General features: G+C 48.8%; 21 protein-coding genes. 19 read left to right on the forward strand and 2 right to left on the reverse strand.

Going from position 1 to position 25370, the window contains the following annotated elements; genetic code table 11:
- Window positions 1–211: 211 nt before the first annotated feature.
- The 8 genes from VLX91_07630 to VLX91_07665 all read left to right on the forward strand — a co-directional run bounded on the left by VLX91_07630 (window position 212) and on the right by VLX91_07665 (window position 12522).
- Window positions 212–1465 (forward strand): outer membrane protein transport protein, encoded by a 1254-nt coding sequence (locus tag VLX91_07630; protein HUI30071.1) that lies wholly within the window; start codon window positions 212–214, stop codon window positions 1463–1465.
- A gap of 11 nt (window positions 1466–1476) precedes the next feature.
- Window positions 1477–2883 carry a GDSL-type esterase/lipase family protein gene (locus VLX91_07635; protein ID HUI30072.1) on the forward strand — a complete coding sequence of 469 codons (1407 nt, stop codon included), beginning with the start codon at window positions 1477–1479 and terminating at the stop codon, window positions 2881–2883.
- A gap of 91 nt (window positions 2884–2974) precedes the next feature.
- Window positions 2975–3271 (forward strand): hypothetical protein, encoded by a 297-nt coding sequence (locus VLX91_07640; protein HUI30073.1) that lies wholly within the window; start codon window positions 2975–2977, stop codon window positions 3269–3271.
- Window positions 3268–5520: a phosphoribosylformylglycinamidine synthase subunit PurL gene (gene purL / locus VLX91_07645; GenBank protein HUI30074.1), complete on the forward strand. Its 2253-nt coding sequence runs from the start codon at window positions 3268–3270 to the stop codon at window positions 5518–5520. Before VLX91_07640 ends, purL begins: the two co-directional genes overlap by 4 nt.
- 27 nt (window positions 5521–5547) lie before the next feature.
- Window positions 5548–6471, forward strand: a complete 924-nt coding sequence (locus VLX91_07650) for a YihY/virulence factor BrkB family protein (protein ID HUI30075.1) — start codon at window positions 5548–5550, stop codon at window positions 6469–6471.
- Between the two features lie 38 nt (window positions 6472–6509).
- Window positions 6510–8624 (forward strand): alpha-glucan family phosphorylase, encoded by a 2115-nt coding sequence (gene glgP / locus VLX91_07655; GenBank protein HUI30076.1) that lies wholly within the window; start codon window positions 6510–6512, stop codon window positions 8622–8624.
- Between the two features lie 84 nt (window positions 8625–8708).
- Window positions 8709–10703, forward strand: coding sequence for a transketolase (gene tkt, locus VLX91_07660; GenBank protein ID HUI30077.1), 1995 nt, complete (start codon window positions 8709–8711; stop codon window positions 10701–10703).
- 130 nt (window positions 10704–10833) lie between these two features.
- Window positions 10834–12522: a hypothetical protein gene (locus VLX91_07665; GenBank protein HUI30078.1), complete on the forward strand. Its 1689-nt coding sequence runs from the start codon at window positions 10834–10836 to the stop codon at window positions 12520–12522.
- Window positions 12523–12587: 65 nt separating this feature from the next.
- On the opposite strand, the gene VLX91_07670 is transcribed toward VLX91_07665, so the two are convergent.
- The gene (locus VLX91_07670) at window positions 12588–14066 is read right to left on the reverse strand and encodes a DUF92 domain-containing protein (protein HUI30079.1); all 1479 of its coding nucleotides are present in this window, start codon (window positions 14064–14066) and stop codon (window positions 12588–12590) included.
- Window positions 14067–14582: 516 nt separating this feature from the next.
- Between VLX91_07670 and VLX91_07675 the strand changes: the two genes are divergently transcribed.
- The 11 genes from VLX91_07675 (at window position 14583) to VLX91_07725 (ending at window position 24441) form a co-directional block, all read left to right on the forward strand.
- Window positions 14583–15746 (forward strand): T9SS type A sorting domain-containing protein, encoded by a 1164-nt coding sequence (locus tag VLX91_07675; GenBank protein HUI30080.1) that lies wholly within the window; start codon window positions 14583–14585, stop codon window positions 15744–15746.
- 155 nt (window positions 15747–15901) lie between these two features.
- Window positions 15902–16432, forward strand: coding sequence for a dihydrofolate reductase family protein (locus tag VLX91_07680; GenBank protein ID HUI30081.1), 531 nt, complete (start codon window positions 15902–15904; stop codon window positions 16430–16432).
- 150 nt (window positions 16433–16582) lie between these two features.
- Entirely contained in the window at window positions 16583–18157 is a 1575-nt protein-coding gene (hutH, locus tag VLX91_07685; GenBank protein HUI30082.1) for a histidine ammonia-lyase, read from the forward strand.
- A 20-nt stretch (window positions 18158–18177) separates the two neighbouring features.
- Window positions 18178–18447: a YkoF family thiamine/hydroxymethylpyrimidine-binding protein gene (locus VLX91_07690; GenBank protein HUI30083.1), complete on the forward strand. Its 270-nt coding sequence runs from the start codon at window positions 18178–18180 to the stop codon at window positions 18445–18447.
- Between the two features lie 6 nt (window positions 18448–18453).
- Complete coding sequence (locus tag VLX91_07695) at window positions 18454–19542, forward strand: adenosine deaminase (protein ID HUI30084.1); 1089 nt, start codon at window positions 18454–18456, stop codon at window positions 19540–19542.
- 29 nt (window positions 19543–19571) lie between these two features.
- Window positions 19572–20339 carry an alpha/beta fold hydrolase gene (locus tag VLX91_07700; GenBank protein ID HUI30085.1) on the forward strand — a complete coding sequence of 256 codons (768 nt, stop codon included), beginning with the start codon at window positions 19572–19574 and terminating at the stop codon, window positions 20337–20339.
- A 221-nt stretch (window positions 20340–20560) separates the two neighbouring features.
- Entirely contained in the window at window positions 20561–21034 is a 474-nt protein-coding gene (locus VLX91_07705; GenBank protein HUI30086.1) for a peroxiredoxin, read from the forward strand.
- A 109-nt stretch (window positions 21035–21143) separates the two neighbouring features.
- The gene (bcp, locus tag VLX91_07710; GenBank protein ID HUI30087.1) at window positions 21144–21638 is read left to right on the forward strand and encodes a thioredoxin-dependent thiol peroxidase; all 495 of its coding nucleotides are present in this window, start codon (window positions 21144–21146) and stop codon (window positions 21636–21638) included.
- Window positions 21639–21724: 86 nt separating this feature from the next.
- Window positions 21725–22297 (forward strand): GTP cyclohydrolase I FolE, encoded by a 573-nt coding sequence (folE, locus tag VLX91_07715; GenBank protein HUI30088.1) that lies wholly within the window; start codon window positions 21725–21727, stop codon window positions 22295–22297.
- Window positions 22298–22303: 6 nt separating this feature from the next.
- Window positions 22304–23011, forward strand: a complete 708-nt coding sequence (locus VLX91_07720; GenBank protein HUI30089.1) for an SDR family NAD(P)-dependent oxidoreductase — start codon at window positions 22304–22306, stop codon at window positions 23009–23011.
- A 134-nt stretch (window positions 23012–23145) separates the two neighbouring features.
- Window positions 23146–24441, forward strand: coding sequence for an MFS transporter (locus VLX91_07725; protein ID HUI30090.1), 1296 nt, complete (start codon window positions 23146–23148; stop codon window positions 24439–24441).
- Window positions 24442–24462: 21 nt separating this feature from the next.
- Here the strand turns inward: VLX91_07725 and VLX91_07730 are convergent, their stop codons facing one another.
- Window positions 24463–25239, reverse strand: a complete 777-nt coding sequence (locus tag VLX91_07730) for a periplasmic heavy metal sensor (protein ID HUI30091.1) — start codon at window positions 25237–25239, stop codon at window positions 24463–24465.
- Window positions 25240–25370 lie beyond the last annotated feature (131 nt).

Raw genomic sequence — 25370 nt, forward strand, 5'->3', positions numbered from 1 at the left:
GGTCCTCCTTTTTTTGAGTGCCTATAAATTAATTCCTATGTGTCGGTTGAACAAGCGGCGAGTCGTCAATAATGGATCGCCAGATTCATGGATCATTTGGACCGTAGAATCTGCAAGATGATCGCTGGTCCCTAAAGCTATTAAATCATTTGACTTTATGTCCCGCATGATTTAAACTTACCCGTTACCGAAACTAAAAAGGGAGGTATCTGTGGCTTCCAGGAAAAAAGCCTTGCTTGGTACTGTTGCCGCTTTTGCCGCAACTGTGCTGTCCGCTTCGACGGCATTTTCGAGCGGCTATCAACTCAACGAACATGGATCTAGTGCGGTTGCAATGGGCGGCGCGTTTGTCGCTCGCGCGTGGGATCCATCTTCTATTTACTTCAATCCTGCAGGATTAAGTTACGTGAAAGGTTTTAATATTATGCTTGGAGGTACGCTCATTCTTCCGAGCACAACCTTTACCGATCCTAACGACACTCAGTGGAAGATGAATTCACTAACATTCTTCCCGCCGAATGCTTATGTGACCTATAATTTCGATAACGGTCTGGCGGCCGGGATCGGAGTTTTCACTCCGGAAGGGCTTGGCACAAGCTGGCCGCAGGATTGGAGAGGGAAATTCATAATCACAAAAATCAATTTACAGTCCTTCGACATCAATCCGACGCTCTCCTATTCTTTTTTAGGCGACATGGTTTCAGTCGGTGTGGGGTTCGATTACGTGCTGGGCAGCGTGCTTCTCGAAAGGTACAACCCGACGGTAATCATTGATACTGCCGGAAATTCTGTCGACCCATTCGTTCACATGACAGGAAATGCAAAAGGTACCGGATTCAATTTCGGGGTAATGTTGAAGCCATACGAGAATATCTCACTCGGCTTTTCTTATCGGAGCAAGATCACTTACAAGGTGGATAACGGGACGACAACGTATACCGGTGCTGATGGGCTGACCGCCGAACTTCCTAGCGGTGCCGCTTCCACGTCTCTTCCTCTACCTGAGACATGGTACGCCGGGATCGCCTACAACGGATCTACTTACTCCATCGAAGCTGACTATCAATTTGTAGGGTGGAGCGCTTACAAGGAGCTGTCAATTACATTTCAAAACCCCGGACCCAACGGCAATCCCTCCCCGGTCATCGGAGACTACAGTAACAGTTACATCATTCGCATCGGCGGCGAGTATATGCTTAACGACATGTGGACGTTGCGAGCAGGCGTGTTTTACGACAAGAATCCTATTCCAGATGCTTATGACTTGCCGATACTTCCCGATGCAGACCGGCTTGGACTGAATGTCGGCTTTGGAGTAAGTGTAACCAATAACATTTCTGTTGATGCTTCGTATATGTTCCTCCCGTTTAAGCAAAGGACTATCACTAATTCCGCCCTGCAATTTAACGGAACCTATAATACGACGGCCAATCTTCTCGGCATCGACATCAGCTATAAATTATGAGAGGAGACAAAATGAAAAATTTTTATTCCAGGCTGACAGATATCCTAGTCATTGCAATTGTGGCCTTTTTAGCTGCATCGTGCGGGGACTTCAAAAAGACCAACGTCGTAACTCCGCCTTCAACCAACGGAAAAGTTGATTTCACCCGCTACGTGTCGCTCGGCAATTCGCTGGTTGCCGGGTACGAAAGCGGGGCGCTGTATGAGTCTGCTCAAAGATACAGTTATCCAAACCAGATTGCCCAGCAGGCTTCGCTCGCAACGGGATCGACTATGGTTTTCAACCAACCGTTGATCAGCGACCCGGGGTTCGGCATACTGGGAACGACGCCGATCGGTCGTTTGCAAATAGTGGATCTTTCAACAAATCCACCTAAGATCGAACCTGCCATAAGCGCCTCGCCGACCCCGATCAACGCCACGACGGTCATGCAGCCGTACAACAACTTAGGGATTCCAGGCGCTATACTTTCTGATATGATGGATACAACGAACCTTTCCAGTCCTTATCCTTACCTCGGTTCCAATAATAACCCGTACTTCGGTATTGTTTTGAGAAATCCTCTATTGGGAAAGAGCTGCGTTCAGCAGGCTCTCAACCTTCATCCGACATTCGTGACCGTTGAAATTGGAGACAACGACATTCTTGGATATGCGACGAGCGGCGGCATATCGGGGTACACTTCGGCACAAGATTTTGAGAGCAAGTACACCGCTTTGATAGATACTCTGTTGGCAGATGCGCCGACCGCGAAGATTGCAATAGCAAATATTCCCGACGTAACGGCGATTCCGTTCTTTACGACAATATTGCCGTTTATCTATGGCCTCAACGGACAGCCCACCCATGTGCGCATGTTTGTTCAGCGGCACCACGCAGACGGGAGTCTCTATGCTGGACCCGCCGATACACTTCACGATTTCATATTGTTGACGGCAGCTGATTCATTAGCCGCTCTCGCCGGTACTTCACTTTCGCATCCCATGCCGGACGAGTTCGTCCTCGATTCGTCTGAAGTTGCGACTGCACGCGTACAAATCAGCGGCTACAATGACGCGCTTCGACGGATTGCCGATGCACATTCCGATCGCATAGCTCTTGTCGATGTGCACACTCTGTTAAACAACATAGCTCAGCAAGGCTATGTGAGCGACGGTATAGTCTTCACATCAGCGTTTATATCAGGAGGTCTTTTCGGACTCGATGGGATTCACCCGACTGCACAAGGATATGGAATCGTGGCCAACGAATTCATAAGAACAATAAATGCAAAATTCGGTTCGAATATTCCGTTGGTGGCGATATCCTCGATCCCCAGTTCGATTGTCCTGGCGAAGAGTTCGATTCAGCCAAATGTTCTGCCTGACATCAGCTACAAGGATCTAAAATCGGTGCTGCAACTTTTTGACAGACGCTGATTCCTTTAACGTAGATCTTATTCCAGAGAAAACTTTGAACGAGCCCCGTTTTTTACGGGGCTTTTTTTTCGTAAATTATTCATGAAATCATATGTCGACGATAATTTGTCCGAATTGCCATTCGAGCAATATTCGACGAAGTCATACGCATGGCATCAAAGAAAAATTTTTCAAGTTACTGGGCAGGAAAGCTTTCCGTTGCAGAGATTGCGGTTGGCGTGGATTGATGTTTGCTTCAGGTGAGCAGCGGTCTCGTGTCAAGAAGAAACAAAGCTATATTTTCGCGCTGATTCTCGGCATAATTATCGTTGTCCTGATCTTAGTTTTTAACTTTCGCGACGAACAAATAGAAAAGCTTGCAAGAACTATTTTTGGAGTTCCTAAATGATAGAAGTCAGCCTTCAAGTCGCCCAGGAAATGGGTTTGAATGAAGAAGAATTTCAAAAGATAAAAGAAATACTTGGACGCACTCCGACTTACACGGAGCTAGGCGTTTACTCAGTGATGTGGTCGGAACATGCGAGCTACAAGAATTCGATCCTGCAGCTGAAGAAGCTCCCGCGCTCGGGGAGGAATCTGCTTGTAAGTGCTGGAGAAGAGAACGCGGGCCTCGTCGATATCGGCGACGGACTTGCCGTAGCTTTCAAAATAGAAAGTCATAATCATCCCAGTGCAGTGGAGCCTTACCAGGGTGCCGCAACCGGTGTCGGCGGAATATTACGGGATATTTTCACGATGGGTGCACGGCCTGTCGCTGCTCTTGATTCTCTCCGATTCGGGAACCCCGATAGCCCTCGCGTGAAGTATCTCCATGAGAATGTCGTCAAGGGAATTGCAGATTACGGAAATGCTTTTGGCGTTCCCACGGTGGCGGGTGAAATTTATTTCGACGAGTGCTACGATGAAAATCCTCTCGTGAATGCAATGGCAGTCGGCATCGTCAGGCATGACCGTGTTGCGAAAGCGGCGGCGAAAGGTGTCGGAAATCTTGTGATGATCGTGGGCTCTTCAACCGGTCGGGATGGAATCCACGGTGCAACATTCGCTTCGGAAGATATTTCTGAAGCGTCGGAGGCAAAAAGACCTTCCGTTCAAGTCGGCGATCCTTTCACCGAGAAACTCCTGCTCGAGGCGACACTCGAAGCGATCGAAGCTGGCTTAGTCGTCGGGATTCAGGATATGGGCGCCGCAGGAATTGCATGTTCCACCTCAGAGATGAGTGCGAAAGGGAGCACGGGGATGGACGTAAATTTAGATCTCGTTCCTCTTCGTGAGGCGGACATGTCTGCTTACGAGATAATGCTTTCGGAATCTCAGGAGAGAATGCTTGTCGTTGTGAAACCCGAGGATGAGGCGGCGATAAAAAATATCTTTACGAAATGGGATTTGAACGCCGAGGTGGTCGGCAAGGTCACGCGCGATGGCGTCCTCAGAATTCGGCGCTCTGGAAAAATCGAGGCTGAAATCCCGTCCGACACTCTTGTTCTCGGCGGCGGCGCACCGGTTTATGTCCGTGAAAGCCGCAGGCCGGACTACCTTGACAACTTAGCGGAATTTGACCCGAAAACTCTGCCGGAACCACGCGATTACAATGAAGTTCTTAAGAAGCTTCTATCGTCTCCCAATGTTGCAAGCAAGAAATATGTTTATGAGCAGTACGATTTCATGGTCGGGACCGATACTGTGGTGCAGCCGGGTGACGGCGACGCCGCAGTCATAAGACTTGAAAGATGGGCAAAAAGCGGGATAGGAAAGAAGCGCGGCCTCGTTGTTAAGACAGACTGTAATGCGAGGTATGTTTATCTCGATCCGATGCTCGGTGCCGAACATGCAGTAGTTGAAGCTGCGAGAAATGTTGCATGCGTGGGCGGGAAACCGGTCGCGATTACGAACTGCCTCAACTTCGGAAATCCTTACAAACCGGATGTTTATTACCAATTTGAACAGGCTGTCAAGGGAATTGCGAAAGCCTGCATTGAACTGGAAACGCCGGTGACAGGAGGCAACGTCAGCTTTTACAACGAGAGTCCGAATCGCACGGTCTATCCTACTCCGGTCATCGGCATGTTAGGAATAATAGATGACGTTTCAAAAGCTGCGCGATCCGCATTCAAAAATGACGGCGACATAATTGCGGTCGTCGGCCCGTCGGTAAGCGAAATGGGCGGAAGTGAATACCTGAAGGTGATTCACGATGTCGTTTCCGGAAAGATTCCGCCGGTAGATTATGAATATGAAAGAAATCTGCACGAGTTCCTCCGAAAGGCTATCATGGCTGACATGGTACGCTCGGTGCACGATGTTTCCGAAGGAGGTCTCGCTGCGGCCTTGGCTGAATGCTGCATCATGGATCATGAAAGTATTCACGGTTTGAACGCCGACCTTGACGTTAAAGTTAGAAGGGACATCGACTTGTTTGGCGAAGGCGGCGGCAGGGTCGTGATTTCGTTCGATCATATCAACGCCGACAGAATTTCTTCGTTAGCCGGGTCGAGGGGCATGCAGATTGAGAAAATAGGAGTTGTCGGCGGAGAAAAATTCGAGTTGAATGGTGTCATCAGTCTCGGTGCGGCGGAGCTGGCCTCGATTTATTATAATGTTCTTCCCTCAAAGTTTGCGATTTCGTTCGCAGCATGACGTCAAGCTCCGAATGCCGCGTTCCTTGTGAAGGAACTTGTTGACAGCGTGAGACTCCCTCCGTCGAGAGTGATTTTCCAGCAATTCATGAGGCTTACTCAGAGTTTATCTTTTTATGTAAAGGCTGTCTCGCGAAACCTCGGTGCGCATGATATTTTTTTTTACGCTTCGTCGTTATCGTTCCAGATGGTGCTCTGTCTTGTGCCGACAGTATTCTTGATAATCTGGCTGCTCGGCAATTTCTTCTCCCGCGAGGCGCTGCTCAACCAGCTCGAGGTTATAATCCGTCACTTGCTGCCGCGCGAGATTAGTTTTGCAGACGAGACTAGAAAATTCTTTATGAATCGTGCGAGAGTTTTCACCGGCCACAGACGAATTTTCGGAATTATCAGCATCATAGGATTTTTGTGGACGTCCTTAGCCTTGATGGGGACGTTGAGAAAAACGGTGTTCCATGTTATTGGCGTCGTAAGAAGCCGGTCCTTTCTGCGTCAGACGTTTTATGATTTGCGGGTTTTATTGATAGCAGGCTTTTTCTTGACGGCAAGCACAATTGTCACCACGATATTCGCGGGTGTGCGACAAGCGGCAATGCAGCTGCCTGCGGGTCAGATGAGGCTTGCTTTAATAAGATTTGGTGTGCCGATTCTTTTTGCGCTTGTCCTGACTTTCTTCTTATATTTTTTCATTTATAGGTTTCTTTCTTACGGAAAAATAAAATCGAAGGCTGCCGTGTTTGGCGCATTCTGGGCTGCCGTTCTGTATGAGGCGGCCAAGAATTTATTTGCATTGTATATGGCTCGAATCGGAAATCTCTGGGAAACCTACGGTGCTTTCGAGGCGATCTTCGGAACACTCTTGTGGATTTTCTACTCAACCTTTGTTTTTATTTTGGGAGTCGAGTTGTGTAGCGCATACTCAAGGAAGAGATCATTAGAAAAGTTATTGTGAAGCATGGAAATGAATATAAATCTAAGTCGGGAGATATAATGGCCCCAAAGACATTTCATTTTGCCAGAGAACGGAAGAAAGTTTACGATCTCGCGTACAACCTGCGATGGTCGTACGATTGTCCGACGCAGGAGTTTTTTGCGAGGTTGAGCGCGCGCGCTTGGGATCGCTCTAATCACAATCCGATCGCTGTCCTGAGTGAGATCAGCGAAGAAGAGCTGCGCACGAGGCTGAGAGATACGAGCCTGCACGATGATCTCGACAGATGCTACGGGTCTTTGCAGGACTATTTAAAATCCGTCAACAAGCAGATCCCGGCTTACCGGCATCTTGAAAAGCATCCGGTTGCATATTTCAGTGCGGAGATAGGAATTCATGAGAGTCTTCCAATTTATTCGGGCGGACTCGGAATACTTTCCGGCGATCATACCAAGAGCGCGAGCGACATAGGACTGAATTTTGTCGGCGTTACTCTTTTTTATCGTCAAGGATATTTCGTGCAGCGGGTAAACAGCGAAGGTGCACAGCTTGAGGAATACAGCCAGCAGGATTACCGTTGTCTTCCGATCGTGCCGGTCACGGATGAAGGCGGAAACCTTGTGAAAGTTCAAGTGCAAATCGGACGAAGCACCGTTTCGGTGGCAGCTTACAAAGCCGTAGTAGGCAGATCTGTCCTTTATTTCCTTGAGACGAATCTGCCGGAGAACGAAGAGCATTACCGCGATCTGACAGCGAGAGTCTACGGAGGCGACAGTACGACCCGAATTTCCCAGGAAATAATTCTCGGGGTCGGCGGCGCAAAATTCTTGAAGGAGCTTGAATATGATCCTGCCGTCTACCATATGAACGAGGGGCACTCGGCGTTCCTGACTCTTGAGCTTTTGCACGAACAGCTGCTCGCAGGCAAGAGTACCAGCCGCGCGGTCGAAGAGGTGAAAAAGAAATGTGTTTTCACTACGCACACTCCCGTGGCGGCGGGCCATGATAGGTTCACGCAGGACTTGATTAATTTCAGCCTGAGCGGCTTCGTCACATCTCTCGGAATTTCTTTAGATGAGTTTATGAAATTCGGAAGAGTGAACCCGGACGACAAGAACGAGACTTTTTGTATGACGGTTCTCGCGCTCAAGATGAGCAGAGCGGCAAATGCCGTCAGTGAGTTGAACGGGCAGGTGAGCAGACAAATGTGGACCCCGCTTTATCCAGGGAGGAAGACGGAACAGGTGCCGATAGGTCACGTCACGAACGGCATTCACAGCTTGACCTGGCTGCACGGTGAAGCACGGAAGTTTTATGAGAACCATGTGGGCATGAATTGGATCAACAAGCTGGAAAGCTATTCGCAGTGGCAGTCGGCGGTGAACAAAATCCAAGATGAAGAACTCTGGGCTCTGCGCTATTTGTTGAGAAGAAGGTTGATTGAATTTGTTAGGGAGAGATTGAAACGCCAGCAGATAAGATTCGGCAATTCGTCCGGCTGGGTCGAAAAAGTCCTCTGTCCGGACGCTCTGACTATAGGATTTTCCCGTCGGTTTGCAACATACAAACGCGCGCCGCTTTTGTTCACGGATATTGAAAGGGCCGCCCAGCTTCTCGGCGACAACAAGCGGCAGGTTCAAATAATTTTCAGCGGCAAGGCGCATCCAAGGGACGATGCGGGCAAATCTTTCATCCAGCAGATCATCCATCTTAGCCGGGATCCACATTTTGCCGGCAAGATTGTTTTTGCTGAAGACTACGACATGGGAGTCGCCGGGCAGCTGGTCGCGGGCTGCGATGTTTGGCTGAACAATCCACGACGTCCTCTGGAAGCAAGCGGAACCAGCGGAGAGAAAGTCATCTTGAACGGCGGACTCAACTGTTCCATCATGGATGGATGGTGGCGCGAAGCGTATAACGGCAAGAACGGATTTGCGATCGGAGAAGACAAAGATTCAAATGTTTCGATCGAAGAACAGGATCGGATAGATTCACAAAATCTGTACGATGTAATCGAGAATAAAGTCGTACCGATTTTCTATGACCGCGACGGATCGGGAATCCCGTTAAAGTGGATTAAAATGATCAAGGAGTCTGTAAAAACAATCGCTCCGGTTTACAATACGAACCGGATGGTGAAGGAATATGCGGATAAGTACTATTTACAAAGATAAGTTTGTGAGCTAATGACTTTTGTTTAAATTCTTCGAACGAGTGGGGATATTTTTGGAATCAAACAATGAAGGTGAGAATTTCTAATGACTAAACTTGATGAACTCTGTATAAATACAATTCGGTTTCTGTCGGTCGACGCGGTGCAGAAAGCAAACGCCGGCCACCCCGGAATGCCGATGGGTACTGCCCCGATCGGCTACACGGTGTGGACAAAATATCTCAAACATAATCCGCGAAACCCGAAATGGTTCAACCGTGACCGTTTCGTCCTGTCGGCGGGCCATGGCTCGATGCTCCTTTATTCACTTTTGCATCTAACCGGCTACGACGTTTCGGTGGACGATTTGAAGCAGTTCAGGCAATTCGGGAGCAAAACGCCGGGGCATCCTGAATACGGACTTACTCCCGGCGTCGAGACCACAACGGGTCCGCTCGGACAGGGTGTGGGCAATGCGATCGGCATGGCAATCGCCGAGGCTTTTCTCGCGGCGAATTTTAACCGCGACGGCTATAATATCATGGATCATTATGTCTATGTCATCGCGGGAGATGGAGATATGATGGAGGGCGTGACGAGCGAGGCGAGTTCGATCGCCGGCCATCTCAAACTCGGGAAGCTAATTGTTTTTTATGATGACAACCATATAACCATCGAGGGCAAAACCGATCTTGCATTCAGCGAGAACGTCCTGGCGAGATATGCTGCTTACAGCTGGCATACGCAGCGCGTCGAGGATGGAAATGATCTTGAGGGAATTTCAAAAGCGATCGAGGCGGCAAAAAGCGTAACCGACAAGCCGTCGGTCATCGCCGTGCGGACTCACATCGGCTTCGGGTCCCCGAACAAACAGGACACGGCCGAGGCTCACGGTTCGCCGCTTGGAGACAAGGAAGTCGAGCTGACAAAAAAGAATTTAGGATGGCCTCTTGAACCGAAGTTTTTGATCCCGGACGAGGCACTTCCTGTTTTCAGAAAATCGATTGAGAACGGAAAGAAATTCGAAGAGGAATGGAATAATCTTTTCAAGGAATATGAGAAAAAATATCCTGAGCTCGCGAAAGAATTCAGGTCATGGATGTCGGGCGATGTTTCTGCGGACGTCTTAAATAATCTCCCGAAGTTCGATCCGACTGCCGGGGCGGTCGCGACCCGCTCAGCATCCGGAAAGGTGATCAATGCATTTGCTCCGAAGGTAAAGAATTTCCTCGGCGGTGCCGCTGATCTTTCTCCGTCCACGGATACTCTGATGAAGGACACCACTTCTTTCTCCGCCACAGACCGCTGCGGCCGCAACTTCCATTTCGGAATTCGCGAGCATGGCATGGGCGCAATTCTAAATGGCATGGCCGTTCACGGCGGGCTTATTCCGTTTGGCGCGACGTTTCTAGTCTTTGCCGATTACATGCGGCCGCCAATTCGTCTTGCCGCGCTTTCGCATTTCAGGACAATCTATGTCTTCACGCATGACAGCGTCGGTCTCGGCGAAGATGGACCAACCCACCAGCCGATCGAGCACTTCATGGCACTAAGAGCGATCCCGAATTTGATTTTCATTCGTCCGGCAGATGCAAACGAGACTTCGGAGGCATGGAAATTTGTTCTCGGATATAAGAAAGGGCCTGCAGTAATTGCACTTACCAGGCAAAAGCTTCCCGTGATCGACAGGAAAAAATATTCGAGCGAGACCGGGCTGCAGCGCGGCGGTTACGTCCTCGCCGAGACGGGGAGCCCGGAGGCAATCGTTATCGCGACAGGAAGTGAAGTGGGTGTCGCGTTGAACGCTTACGAAGCGCTTGCATCTAAAGGAAAAAAGGTGCGACTCGTCAGCATGCCGAGCTGGGAGATTTTCGACATGCAGGATGAAAAATATCGCGAGTCGGTCTTGCCTGCAAATGTCTGGTGCCGTGTTTCGATTGAAGCCGGAATTACTAAAGGCTGGAGCCGGTATGTCGGCGACAAAGGAATCTCGATCGGCATCGACCGCTTCGGCGCTTCCGCACCCGGCGATGTCGTCATGAAAGAATTCGGTATAACTGCTGAGGCAGTTGCGGCGGCGGTAGAGAAGCTGCTGAAGTAGAAATTTGCCAAAATCTTGTCAACGTAGGAAGAAATTCCCGTTGAACTATCTCAGACATCTCGAGGTCGAGATGGCACAACGGCGGTCCCTTGACAAGGATCAATAAAGTCACAATGGAATCGGAAGTCAAATGTCAATCAAGTATCAATTCGAAGCCGGGAATCATCGGAAAACATTTTTTGAAGGCCTGAAGCAAATCGCGGGATCAAAATTCCTCGAACGCCTGTGGAAGAAGGATGGTTCGCTGTGGTCGGACGATCCGGCACATCATGCCGTCGCCCTGAACAGACTGGGATGGCTCGGTCTTCCTTCCGGAATGAAGAGGGAAGCCGGACAACTCGAAGAGTTTGCGTCAACGAAAGCCTTCCGGAAATTCAAGCACGTAGTCCATCTTGGAATGGGTGGAAGCAGCCTCGCGCCGGAAGTTTTCTTCAGGACGTTCGGCAATGCCGCGGATTTTCCTGAACTCATCGTCCTTGATTCGACGGATCCCGATCAGATAGACGACGTGCTGAATGCCATCGAGCTCGACGCGACCCTGTTTATCGTTGCATCGAAATCCGGTTCAACGATCGAGACCTCTTCGCTCGCGAAATTCTTTTACGATCGGCTCACCCGGTTAAAGCCGGCAACTGCTCATGAACACTTTATAGCCATTACCGATCCGGGCACGGTTCTTCAGGATGAGGCTGAGAAAAAGTACAGCAGGGCTTTTCTGAATCCTCCCGACATCGGCGGAAGATATTCGGCACTGAGCTTCTTCGGACTTGTACCGTTTGCCTTGCTTGGAAAAGACGTGTCGAGGTTTCTCGAGAAGGCAGAAGAACAAGAGAGAGCGTGTGCCATGGATGCACCTGTGGAATCGTGCGATGCCGTCAAGCTGGGTGCCTTTCTGGGAAAGCTCGCAGATTCCGGAATCAACAAGATGACGCTTCAGACGAGTCGTTCTCTCTCCACGGTCGGCTGGTGGATCGAGCAGCTCGTCGCAGAGAGTACCGGTAAGGAAGGAAAGGGAATTCTTCCTGTCAACGGCGAAGAGATAACTGCTTCTAATTTGTATTCATCGGATAGAGTCTTCGTTTATATGAAGGTTCAGGGCGATATCGATCTCGACAAGGAAGAGAAATTGAATGCGCTGAGACTCAACGGATTTCCAGTGGTTGTTGTTGAGATGGATGATCTTTATGACTTAAGCGGACTTTTCTATGACTGGGAGATCGCGACAGCGGCGGCAGCTTCTATAATTCGCATCGATCCATTCGACGAGCCGAATGTAAAGGAAAGCAAAGACAACACGAGGCGGGTGCTGGATGACTATAAGTCAACAGGCAAAATGGAATTTGATTCGTCACCGATCGCCGATGGAGAAACAAAAATTTACGGGAACGTCGCGGTTGCAGGAGATACAATCGGGGTTTTGAATAGCCTCTTCGCCGGAAGAAAGCCGGGAGATTATCTTGCTGTCATGGCATATCTTCCCAGAAGGAGCAAGGTTGAAGAGTTTCTCGTGAGACTCCAGGCTTCGCTGCGTGACAGGCTGCGGATTCCGGTGACGATCGGATTTGGTCCGCGGTTTCTTCACTCGACCGGGCAGTTCCATAAAGGCGGCACAAAGAACGGACTCTTTCTGCAATTCGTCCATGAACCTCGAAAGGATTTTGAGATCCCGGGAGAAAATTATTCATTCAAGAGTTTGTTCCGCGCTCAGGCAATCGGGGATTATGTTTCTCTGAAGTCTAAGCAGAAACCGGTAGTGTCAGTGGAATTGAACGGAGATCCTGTCGTCCAGCTCGAGGAAATTTTCAAAAAGGTAGTCTAGCGACAACCGTCGATTCATTCCTTATGCGTCGGGTTAGAAGGTCAATATTTAACTTATCTGGAATTTTAGAGAAATATGAGCGGGAACGTGACCGCTCCTGCAACGCTCGCGGCAAAGTTCACCACGTCATTATTAATCCATCTGTATCCCCGGACTAACACTGTCTCCTGATTGCCGCAATGCTTCCTGCGTTCAGTGATCTTGTCACAGACTGTGCATCTGTATTGCGATTGAATCGTGCCGCCGATCAGGCTGTCTATGAAACTCCCGATCATGCCGCTGACGGCCCCCGCAACGACAAATCGAAGCGGGAACAAAGCGTAGCTCCCTGCAACCGGCAACGTCAATGATGCTAACACTGCTGCCGATGCCATTCCTGTAAAAGTGCCCAGAGAGGAGACTCCGCCTGAAATTCCTTTCTCAACTCTTTTCCAGGTCGGGATCGAAAACGGATTGTTGCGCGAGAAGACGCCGATTTCAGTCGCGAGCGTGTCGGCGGTGACGGCAGACAGTGCACCGAGATATGCGAGGAACCAATGATAATTCGGAAGAAGGATGCTGCATACCAACATCAACAGAGGAAGGCCGCCGTTCGCAAATACTTGTGCCGAATCGCGCTGGTGACTTTTCTCATAGAGCAAATTGTAATTTACTTTCTGTTTCGAAAACATTTTTGAGGCTACGCTGCCGATGATGAAAAAAAGAAGAATCGGCAAAGACCACTGCCACCCGCCGAACCCGAATATGAAACTGCCGAGTATGAACGTCGCAACTGCGCCGTCATTTGAAAGGAGCTTCAGTCTCGCAGATGCGACGGCCACGAGGAGTGCAAGAAATTCTCCGACCATGAACGAATCGAATAGAGGCGGAGCGCTTACGGCTATGAAAAGGAGAAGTCCGGACGAAAGCGGAACCGTCAGATTGTCCGTCGCTTTCGGCGAGATAAGCTCGATCGCGGCAGCCGTGAGGCCGATGGAAACGGAGATGTTGAGAAGAGTTGTAAGATTTGAAGTTGCCGAAATATGGATGCCGAAGAACAAGAGTCCGATCATGATGGCGATGGAGGCGACGATGAACATCCCTGCACTCCCCTCGAATGTTTTTCGCCCGCCGCCCGCCGACACCTCATGGGTGTTCTTCAGCGATGAGCCGATTACTGCCGCGGCCGGATCGGCAAGTCCCATCACAAGCATCGCGGTCGATACTATGAATGGATACCTGTCCCAGACGAGGAGGACAAGAATGAGAAAAGAGAGCGGGTAATAGACCGTGCCGAGGTTCTTCTTGTCGGCATTTATCCCCTTGAACATTCCGAGTTTTATCGAAATTAAATTAACTACAACGAATATGGAGGCGAGTAATGCGGGGTACAGTCTTCCCGTGAACAGCCATGGAGCGAAGAAGATGACGACCGCTACGGAAATGTGGACGAACATACGGGTACTTTTCGAGTCGATCGTGAAGAACTTCCTGGCCAGGTCCGCCGCCACCACGAGAGCAGTTAGACTCGCGAGTATCAAGAAAAATTTGATGAGCTCACTCACGCTGAAGAAGCTAACTACCGGAGGATGAAGATACAAGTTTGAAATTTCATGGAGCGGTGGTTAGATTTGAATGCAGATGTTCAGGTGAAGTGGAGAAAAACGAAACACAGTTCGCGGCAATAATGTGCCTTCGGAACATTGTCGGATCTCCGCATTTTTATATCGTCAAAATCAGATCAAAGTTTTCTGCGCGCCACTTTCTCGCGTGTCCCGGGACACTTGACAATTCGAGTAGGGGCGGGTATATTTCTCCGTTCATAAACTAGAGAGACGGAGGATGACCGCAGTCGTGCACAGCGAAAATGTTCGGGAGTGTGTCAGAGTAAGAACGATTGCTCTCTCGTCCTCTATTGAATCCCGACTCAATTATTCCAGCAAAAAATTCACGGGTGTGCCATGAAAAGAATCGCAAGATCTATTTTCTGCTTATTCATAATTATGATTCCTTCTCACCATGCAAACGCACAATGGAGCTTTGTAACCGGCTCCTGGGACTCTTATAATACACAAGGGTGTTTGAGCCTCGCAGTCGTCGGCAACACGATCCTTGCGGGGACATGGGTGGACACCGTCGTTTACCTATCAAACGACAGCGGAGCGACCTGGACTAAAAGCGCTGCAAATGCTCAATGCACCATGAGGTTTCTTGTCGTACCCGGGACAAACCCCGTAAAAGTCCTTGCGGCAACCTATGGCGGCGGGATTTTTGCTTCCACCGACACGGGAAAGACCTGGACTCCGGCAGACAGCGGCCTTGGGAGACCCCACGCTGATCCACAGACGTGGGTCATTGATTTTGCAATCCACGGAAATTTTATATTCGCGGCTACATTAGACGGCATGTTTCGCTCATCTGACAAGGGAGTGAGTTGGACCGGGGTAAACATAGGCATACCTGCATGGAGTCAATTACGATGTCTCTATGTCTATGGCGACAAGATTTTTGCCGGATCTGATAATTATACCGATTATGAGTCCACCGATGACGGCGACGATTGGTCCACTGTCGATACGAGCAGAGGTTTGGCAAATGGCAGAGTTGTTAAAGGATTTACTTCTGTTGGGAGTCATCTTTTTGCCGGCTCAAATGGAAGCGGCGTCTTCGCTTCCACCGACAGCGGAGCTACCTGGACTGCTGTCAATAACGGAATTCCAATAGGTTGGGAAGATGTATTTTGCGTGTGGACGAACGGAACAACAGTCTATGCCGGGACCGTCCTCTTCATTTATCAGACAACGGATTACGGAAAAACATGGACAATGGTGGATACAACGGGATGGAACGGTTCTTCTCAAGTTGAGTGCTCCGTGAATTGTGGAAAATATGTCCTTGTAGGCACATTAGGAGGAATTTTGCGACGCCAGATGTCGCAAGTTTATACGGCGGTCGATTCAAAATCAGCTGTCGAAATTCCAAAGGATTATTCTCTTGAGCAGAACTATCCAAACCCTTTTAATCCTTCGACCACTATAACATACAAACTGCCGGTCGCTAGCCCAGTGACAATGAAGCTTTACGATGCGTTAGGCAGGTTGGTCGGAACATTGGTCGATGAGCGCCAGAATGCCGGTGACCATTCTGTGAAATTTGACGGGTCAAATCTGCCAAGTGGAGTATACTTCTGCAGACTTGAAGCTGGAGTGTTCCATGATACCAAGAAACTTCTCTTGCTTAAATGACGGACAAGTGTACGTAACAAGCGTGAAGGAGATGCCTCCCGATCAAAGCGATATCGGGATAAGCTGCCTTTTTATGTTTCGTCCTCGCTTCATAGACCTACGATGGATGAATTTACTTGCATGTGATATAAATGTGTCATCTTTGAGATCAACAAATGAAAACCTCAGTCTTCATAGCGACAAGTCTTGACGGATTCATCGCGCGCAAAGATGGGAACATCGACTGGCTGGTCGAATTTGAAAATCCCGACGTGAATTCTGCTTATGCAGAATTTATCGGCAAGATTGACTCAATTGTAATTGGAAGAGGTACTTTCGAAACTGCCCTTGCCTTTCCTTCATGGCCTTACGACAGGAAAGTATTTGTCCTGAGCACGACGATGCGCAACGTCCCCGAAAGACTGAAGCGGAAGATTGAGATCGTCGCGATGAAGCCGAAGGAGTTGCTGAACTACATTTCTAGGGGAGGCTATTCAAATCTCTACATTGATGGCGGAAAAGTGATACAGAGTTTCCTGACCGAAGATTTGATAGACGAAATGACTATTACAAGAGTGCCTGTTCTCCTTGGGAGCGGTATCCCGCTGTTCGATAGTCTTGACCGCGAATATAGGTTCGAGCACCTGGAAACGAAGGTGTATCCGAACGGACTGGTAAGAAGTCGGTATGAAAGGAAGAGAGGTTGATGTGAGGAGCGGCGCAATAGAGGTGGTAATGGATTAGACGATAGATACATAAATGCAATCCCTTTCCCGCAAATGCATCATACCCTGACTCATTGTTCTTCCCGATTTTCTTGATTAACTTTTTAAAAAGAAACCATCAAAGAAACCATCATGCCTCATCTTCTTTCCCGCGTGAGGGATCTTCGACTTGACGGCAATTCGCTCACGATCGAGGACACTTTTCTTGCCGAGAAAAACAGGAAGAAGGTGTCGCTGTCGAAGTCTGCCGCTAAGAAGATGGAAAGGTCACGCAGCCTGGTTGAAAAGTGGCTCGTCGGTGGCGAGGTTATTTACGGAGTAACGACGGGGTTCGGTGAGTTTGCTACCGTGAAAATCCCGCATGAGAAAATAAAACAGCTTCAAGTAAATCTAATACGAAGTCATTCTGCGGGTACAGGCGATCCGCTTCCGGCGAATATCGTGCGGCTGATAATTTTGCTTCGTGCGAACGCTCTGGCGAAAGGTTACAGCGGCGTGAGACCCGAGGTGGTGCAGCTGCTTCTGGAAATCTTCAATCTCAACCTGGTTCCGTTTATTCCCGAGAAAGGCTCCGTCGGAAGCAGCGGCGATCTTGTGCAGCTTGCGCATCTCGTGCTAGCTCTCATTGGAGAAGGGAGCTTCATCGCGAACGGAAAGCTTAGTCCGGCGGAAGAAGTGCTTCGGAAGCACCATTTGAAGCCGCTTGAACTCACGGCCAAGGAAGGTCTCGCGTTGGTGAATGGTACGCAGATGATGGGTGCATTTGCGGTCCATTGTATTTACGAAGCGGCTCAACTTGCAAAGATATTTGATATTGTCGGTGCACTCAGCGTCGAAGCGCTCCGCGGGACGGATGTAGCGTTCGATGCCCGCATCCATAAACTGAGGCCGTACCATGGTCAAAAGGTTTCTGCAAAGAATGTAAGGCGCCTTCTCGTGGGAAGCGAGATCAGAAAATCTCATTTGCATAACGATCCGCGCGTCCAGGATGCATACTCACTAAGATGCATGCCGCAGGTCCATGGTGCGGTCCGGGATACGATTGAGTTTTGCGAGAAGCAGGTGAACGTCGAGATAAACTCTGCCACGGATAACCCTTTGATCTTTGCAGATGACAGAGTTCATCTTGAAGGTGGAAATTTTCACGGTGAACCTCTGGCGCTGGCATGTGATTTCTTAGCCATCGGGCTAAGCGAGTTTGCGAGTATTTCGGAGCGGCGCACAGAACGCATGGTTAACTGGCAGCTGAGCGGCCTGCCGAAATTCTTGATCGAGGATGGTGGATTGAATTCCGGCATGATGATCGCTCAATATACCGCGGCATCGCTCGTAAGTGAGAACAAGGTCCTTTCGCATCCCGGGAGCGTCGATTCGATTCCTACGAGCGCAAATCAGGAAGACCATAATTCGATGGGGTCGGTCTCGGCACAGAAGTGTTACAGAGTCCTGGAAAATGTCTGGCGCGTCGCCGCTATAGAACTTTTGGTTGCATGTCAGGCGATAGATTTTTCAAGACGGATTGGCGGCGATGGTACGCCGCTGAAATGCGGCGGCGGAACGGAATCCGTCTATCAACTTGTGAGGACAAATATAAAACACCTTGATAGCGATAGGGTTTTGTACAAAGATATCGAGGCAGCTCTGCAGCTTCTGAAATCAGGAGAGGTGATCACCGCTGCTGAGAAAGTCGTCGGTAAACTTGATTGAATTTTTTTGAAAGGGAAAAAATGGAAGTTACTTTTCAGGTTAGTCTTTATCCGATTGCGAAGGAAGATTTCAAGACACCAATAAACAGATTCATTTTGGAATTGAAAAAAGGAAGACTGGATGTCGATGTCCATGAGACCTCTACGATCGGAAACGGTGAAATAGAAAATGTTTTTGACACTTTGAAGAAAGCGTACATGTCCGCGGCGAAAAACGGAGACGCAGTGATGATTTTGACCGTTGTCAACGGCGCTCCGACGAAGGAAGAACTAACCGAATTGAATAGGTGACCGAATATGAATCCGATGCCGAATCTTTCGAAAGCGATTCATGAAATGCCGAAGGTGATGTTACATGATCACCTCGACGGCGGCCTGCGTCCGGAAACCGTGATAGAACTGGCGAAAGATCAGAAGTATGACAAACTCCCGACGAAGGATCCGGGTGAGCTTGCCGAATGGTTTCGCCGCGGTGCAAATAGGGGGAGCCTGCCGTTGTATCTTGAGGGGTTCACTCACACGTGCGGCGTTATGCAGACTTCGGAGGCGCTTGAGCGCGCTGCTTACGAGATGATGGAGGACATGAAGGAAGACGGCGTCGTTTATGTCGAGACAAGATTTGCTCCTGCGTTCCATACGGACAAAGGATTGCACTGGGAAGAAGTGGTCGGCTCGGTGCTTCGCGGTCTTGAGCGCGGGAAGAGAGAATTCCGAGTCGGATATGGATTGATAATCTGTGCAATGAGGAACATGAACCTGACCGAAGAGATGGCACAGCTTGCGGTCGACTTCCGCGACCGCGGCGTCGTCGGGTTCGATCTCGCCGGCGAAGAGGGAGGCTATCCTCCGAAGAAGCATGTCGAAGCGTTTGAATATATTCAGCGGCAAAATTTTAATATTACAATACACGCCGGCGAAGGTTTTGGCAAGGAGTCGATCTGGCAGGCGATCCAATGGTGCGGCGCTCATCGCATCGGACATGCAACGAGGTTGATTGAAGATATAATCATATCCGAGGGGAAAGTTATAAAGCTCGGGACCCTTGCCCAATATGTTCTTGATAAAAGGATCCCGCTTGAGATCTGTCTCAGCTCGAATGTCCATACCGGCGCGGTCAAAAATCTTCAAGAACATCCGTTTGGAATTTATTACGAGAAAAAGTTCAGGGTGACATTGAACACCGACAACCGCCTTATGAGTGCAACGACTTTATCCAAAGAATTCCAAATTGCCGAAGAAGTGTTCCACCTTAGTTTTGCCGAGATGGAAAAGCTCACTATCAATGCGATGAAGAGTGCATTCCAGCCATACGACGAGAGAATAAGATACATCTATGATTGGATAAAACCGGGGTTTCAGAAATTGAGGGAGAAGTACGGACTTTAGTTGTCTCCAATCAAATATGATCCGTTAGCATGAAACTCTATTTCCACGCAGTCGGTCATGGCCACCCGCTCGTCATTCTTCATGGCTTGTTCGGCTCAAGCGACAACTGGTTTACTCTATCAAAATTTTTCGGGGAGAAATATAAAGTCTATGCGGTAGACCAGCGTAATCATGGCCGATCGCCGCACAGCGATGAATTTAGTTATCGTATCATGGCCGACGATATCAACGATCTGCTGATCCATGAAGGCATCCAGTCAGTTTATTTAATGGGGCATTCGATGGGCGGAAAAACCGCAATGCAATTTGCTTTGATGTATACGGATAAGGTGGACAGGCTGATAGTCGTCGACATCGCACCAAAAGCTTATCCGAGAAAACATGACGCGATTTTTGAGGCGCTGTTCTCTTTGGATCTGGACAAATATAAGACGAGATCGGAGCTTGATTCTGCACTTTCCCGGCATATAAGCGATTACGCGGTCCGCCAGCTCTTGTTGAAAAATGTTTTCAGGGATGATGGCGGAAACTTTAAATGGAGAATCGATGTGGCGTCACTTGATAGAAACTACGACAGAATTAATGAGGGTGTAAACGATACACGCCAATTCGAAAAGCCCGCTCTTTTTATCCGGGGGGCGAAATCGTCTTACATTCTTGATAGTGATCTCCCGAAAATTAAATCTCTTTTTCCATCGGCAAAGGTTGTTTCAATAGAGGGCGCAGGCCATTGGGTGCATGCAGAGGCGCCGCGGAAATTTAGTGAAGCGGTGATGGAATTTTTAGATCGGCGTTAACGTTACACATGATGGTCGATTTACCGGTCGACCGATGTTGCTTACCGAGTTTCTGTTCTTGGCCTTGTTGAGGATAAAATGAAATCGTTCAGGTGTGTATCAGTGGAACGTGTAGGTGAAGCCCCGACGCGGTTTTTAGACAAGTTTGAAACTCTTTTTATTAAATCTTAATTTATTTTCCCCGAGGGAATCTCTTCGGGATGAGAAAAACAGGAGGAAAAATGTCAGTCGAGATTGGAAATAAAGCCCCCGACTTTAAGCTTTATGATACCGATAGAAAAGAGAGGAGTCTCTCGGAATTTGCAGGGAAGAAAGTGGTGCTCGCGTTTTATCCGGGCGCCTTTACCGGAGTCTGCACAAAAGAACTATGTAACTTTCGAGATTCGTTGAGCAAATTCAACAACGTAAGCGCGCAGGTGGTTGGGATCAGCGTCGACCCGCCGTTTTCCAACAAGGCATTTGCTGACCAGAACAAATTGAATTTCCCGATCCTGTCGGATTTTAACCGGCAGGTAGTCAAAACTTATGACGCGTACCATGAAAACTTTGCCGGCCTGAACGGCTACACGGCCGCGAAGAGATCGGTGTTCGTTCTCGACAAGAATGGGATTGTAAGATACAAATGGGTTTCAGATAACCCCACTGTCGAGCCAAATTACGACGAAGTTCTTAAGTCGGTGGAATCCATGAAATGAGCGAGATGCATTACGCAACATCTTACAAGATATCATTACGTCAGAACGACAAAAGAGGCATTTTGAAGTCATGACCTGGAAACTAATCTGAGGGAGGAGGATCAAAAAGATGGCTAAAGCTACCAAGACATCGACGAAGAAAACTAGGAGTACCTTGGACCTTGGGAACAAAGCTCCGGATTTCTCTCTAAAAAACGACAATGGCGAGCCTGTAAAACTTTCGAATTACAAAGGCAAAAAAATTGTCTTATATTTTTATCCGAAGGATGATACACCCGGATGCACGGCAGAAGCCTGTTCATTCAGAGATGGAATATCTGAGATCCAGAAGAAAGGCGCCGTCATTTTTGGAGTCAGTACCGACTCCGTTGAATCCCATAAAAAATTTAAGGAGAAGTATCATCTGAACTTCCCGCTCCTGAGCGATGTCGACAAAAAGGTCGTCAACGCATACGGTGTGTGGAAAGAAAAAAATATGTACGGGAAAAAATATATGGGAATCGAGCGAACGACGTTCGTAATTGATGAAGAAGGCAATATCAAGAGAGTATTCCCGAAAGTGAAAGTGGAAGGGCATTACGACGAAGTTCTGGCTGAGCTCTAAGATTTTGGCCGCCGGCTTCGCAAATCATATTTGTTCATGAAGGAATTTTTTGAATTTGTGGCTCATAAACTCAAGAGGACAATTTAATGAATGAAGTAAAAGTCGAATTAGAACTTGAAGATTTGATACGCGAGATGCTCGTTAAACTCGAAGAGGATCCCGATCGCGAGGGTCTGAAGAAAACTCCATATCGTGTCGCGCGGGCGTATGAGTTTCTTACAAAGGGGTATAACCAGGATATCGAGTCTGTCATGAACAATGCCATCTTCGAAGAAAAGTACAGCTCGATGGTTCTGGTCAAGGATATCGACTTCTTCAGCTTATGTGAACACCATCTGCTTCCGTTCTTTGGAAAGGTGCATGTGGCGTATATACCGGACGGAAAGATAGTCGGTCTCTCCAAGATGCCCCGCATCGTGGAGGTATTTGCAAGACGCCTGCAAGTTCAGGAAAGGATGACGCAGCAGATTGCGGACACTTTGTACGATTACCTTTCGCCTCGCGGGGTTGGCGTCGTCATCGAAGCGCAGCATCTTTGTATGATGATGCGGGGAGTCGAGAAACAGAATTCGATTGCGACTACGAGCGCGATGCTTGGCGAATTCCGTGAAGATGTGAAGACGAGGGATGAATTTCTGAATCTCATTAACCGAAGGTAAGCGCCTTTGGGGCTCAGAGGCAAAGTAGCAATTATAACGGGTGCCAGCAAAGGCATCGGCAAGGCAATTGCGGAACATTACGGGCGTGAGGGCGCAAAGCTGATCATCTCGGCCAGACACGGGGAAATGCTTCACAAAACAAACGATGAATTGAAATCGAACGGAGTGGAGTCGATGGCTGTCATCGCCGACATGGCGAGAGAGGACGACGTAAAAAAGCTGGTTAAGACGGCAGCCGACACTTTTGGACGAATTGATGTGCTAGTAAACAATGCCGGCTTCGGGGTATTTAAACCTGTTTCTGAAATGACCACCGGAGAGTATGACGAACTCTTTGATGTCAATATGCGGGGAACATTTATAGCGACCCGCGAAGTGTTGAAATACATGACCGGACAAAACGACGGTGTCATAATTAACATTGCTTCTCTCGCGGGAAAAAACGCCGTCGAGAACGGCGCTGCATATGCGGCAACGAAGTGGGCAATGCTCGGATTCGGCAAGAGTCTCATGCTGGAGGTCCGCAAGTATAATATCCGAGTAATTACGATTTGTCCGGGTTCGGTCGATACGGATTTTTCATTTGGACACTCTCCAAACCGGGATAGAGTCTTAAAGCCTGAGGATGTAGCAGAAGCTGCAGTTCTAGCCGCATCACTTCCCGCACGAGCCATGATGAGTGAAATTGATCTGAGGCCTACGAACCCAAAGTAATCGACTTCTTCGAAAACTCTCCGGTATATTCAAGCAGGATGTGATCGAGGAAGTGCGGCGGCTGAAAAGTCTGCCGAGATGATTACCTAATCCGAATGCGGCTTTGTATATTGTAGTCAAAAAGATTTTTCGAATTGACGAAACTGTTTCTCCTGCGCGTTAGATCCCGAATAAGAAAAAACTTCAAGTCGCTGCGGCATTATAATTATCGGCTGTACTGGATTGCGCAGCTTATTTCTGTTTCCGGCACATGGATGCAGAACGTCGCCCTTGCATGGCTTGTCGTAACACTTACCGGTTCAGCTGTCGCGCTCGGTACCGCGACCGCGCTGCAATTTCTCCCCACACTTTTTCTGTCCCTCTTCGCAGGGGTCCTGATCGATCGTCTGCCGAAAAGAAAAATCATAATCCTTACTCAATCGGTTTCTGCAATCCAGGCTTTCATCCTCTGGGGGTTAGTCGCGTTCAAAGCGATCACTCTGTGGGAAATCTATGCTCTCTCGCTTCTGATTGGTCTCGCAAATGCGTTCGACCAGCCGGGGCGGCAGGCTTTTGTTGCAGAGATGGTGCCCGACGAAGACGTCGGGAATGCGATTGCATTGAATTCGCTTCTCTTCAATGCGGCAAGGACTGTCGGGCCGGCAATCGCGGGGTTTACAATTGCGGCAATCGGAGTGGCGTCAAGTTTTTTTCTCAACGGTGTAAGTTTCCTTGCGATAATCGTAGCATTGCTCATGATGAGGAAACCTCAGCTCAGAATCTTTGGCTCAAAGGTTGACTTCAGCATGAAGGATGGGCTGAGAGAAGGGATCTCATTCGCAGTCCACGAGCCGACAATCGCATCACTTCTGATTGTGCTTTCCTTCCTCGGGACTTTTGGTTTTAATTTCAGCACCGTCCTGCCTCTTCTCACAAAATTCGTGATGAACGGAGGGCCGGAGATGTTCGGAGTCCTTACCTCGTCGCTCGGCATCGGTTCGATGCTGGGCGCGCTGATCATAGCGGGAAGGCAAAAACCGACGAGAAAGTTTATCTATTTTTTCGCAGCGGTGTTTGGGGTTATGGATATTGCAATCTCGTTTTCCCGCAGTTACGTCTTTACGATAATCTTTCTTGTTTCGCTCGGTATCGCAAGCATAGCGTACATAGCATCAACCAATACTTCACTTCAGATGAACAGCCCGAAAGAATTACGGGGGAGGATAATGGGATTGTATGTGGTGATTTTTGCTGGTAGCACTCCGATCGGTGCAATGTTCACGGGGTTTATGGCAGATCTGCTCGGGACGGCAATGATGATTTTGGTCGAGGGTCTGTTGTGTTTGATGGGAGTTGGCGTCGGGACACTTTACATCAGGAGGAGAACCGTTGCAGGCGCGAGGAGAATTGAGGAAAAACCTTGCGAAAGCTCTGAGCCTTCGCAAGGCTAGTCGTCCTCATAACTTCCGGATTTATTTCGATGAATCCGGAGTCTGCTCTTCGGGGCTCCGATTCATCATATCCTTCATCATTTCGGCTCTATTTCTCATAAATTCCGCCGATCCTGTAATGTCCATATTGTCCATCATCGGTGCGTCGAACATTTCCACGTCATCAGGGGAAGAATCGTCGTCAAACAATATATCGGCATCTGCCGTCGACCCCAAATAATCCATGTCGTCGGCACCGGGATCGTTGTCCAATCCTTCGCCGAGCATCGGTCCTTCGTTTGTCATCGGACCCACGCCGAGACGTTGCTTTCTCATCTGCATCATCCCGTTCCTTCCGTTCGTTCGCATTCTAATCATCATCCTTCTCTTCTGCATTGCCATCCCAGGATGCTGTAGAACCTTTTTCCAAATCTTTTGTTGATCGGGTGTCAAGATTTTGTTTATTGCGAACCACCCATCGAGAAGATTTTTGCGAATCTGAACCTGCAATTTTGCAATGTCGTCGAGTTTATCCGCTATTGCACTCTCATCAGGAGTCTCTGCGGAAGCCAGTCGCTCGTAGTCTAAACGATCATGTGCAATTTGAGCGCGGAGATCGATTTGCTTCTGCATAATGCCGAATCTAATTTTTTGAACGGTCGCTTTTTGCTCGTCGGTGAGTTTAAGTCCGTTGCGGGCGTGCATCATGGTCCGGTGCCTTCCCCAGGTCGAATCGTCAGGGGAACCCTGAGGCTGGGCCATCACGCTGCCGGCCGCAGCCATAATACAAAAGGACGTGATCAACAATTCTATTCTCATGTCTTTTTACTCCTTTGATTGAATTCTATTGTTTGACACAACTTGAATCCTTTAGGTTTAAAGTGAATCGTGAATTGATAAGCTTGCGAGCTCTTTTAATGGCATATGCGCATCAGTCCAAAGGACGGATA

The sequence above is a fragment of the Candidatus Acidiferrales bacterium genome, assembly GCA_035515795.1.
In the GTDB taxonomy this organism is placed as follows: domain Bacteria; phylum Bacteroidota; class Ignavibacteria; order Kryptoniales; family JAKASW01; genus JAKASW01.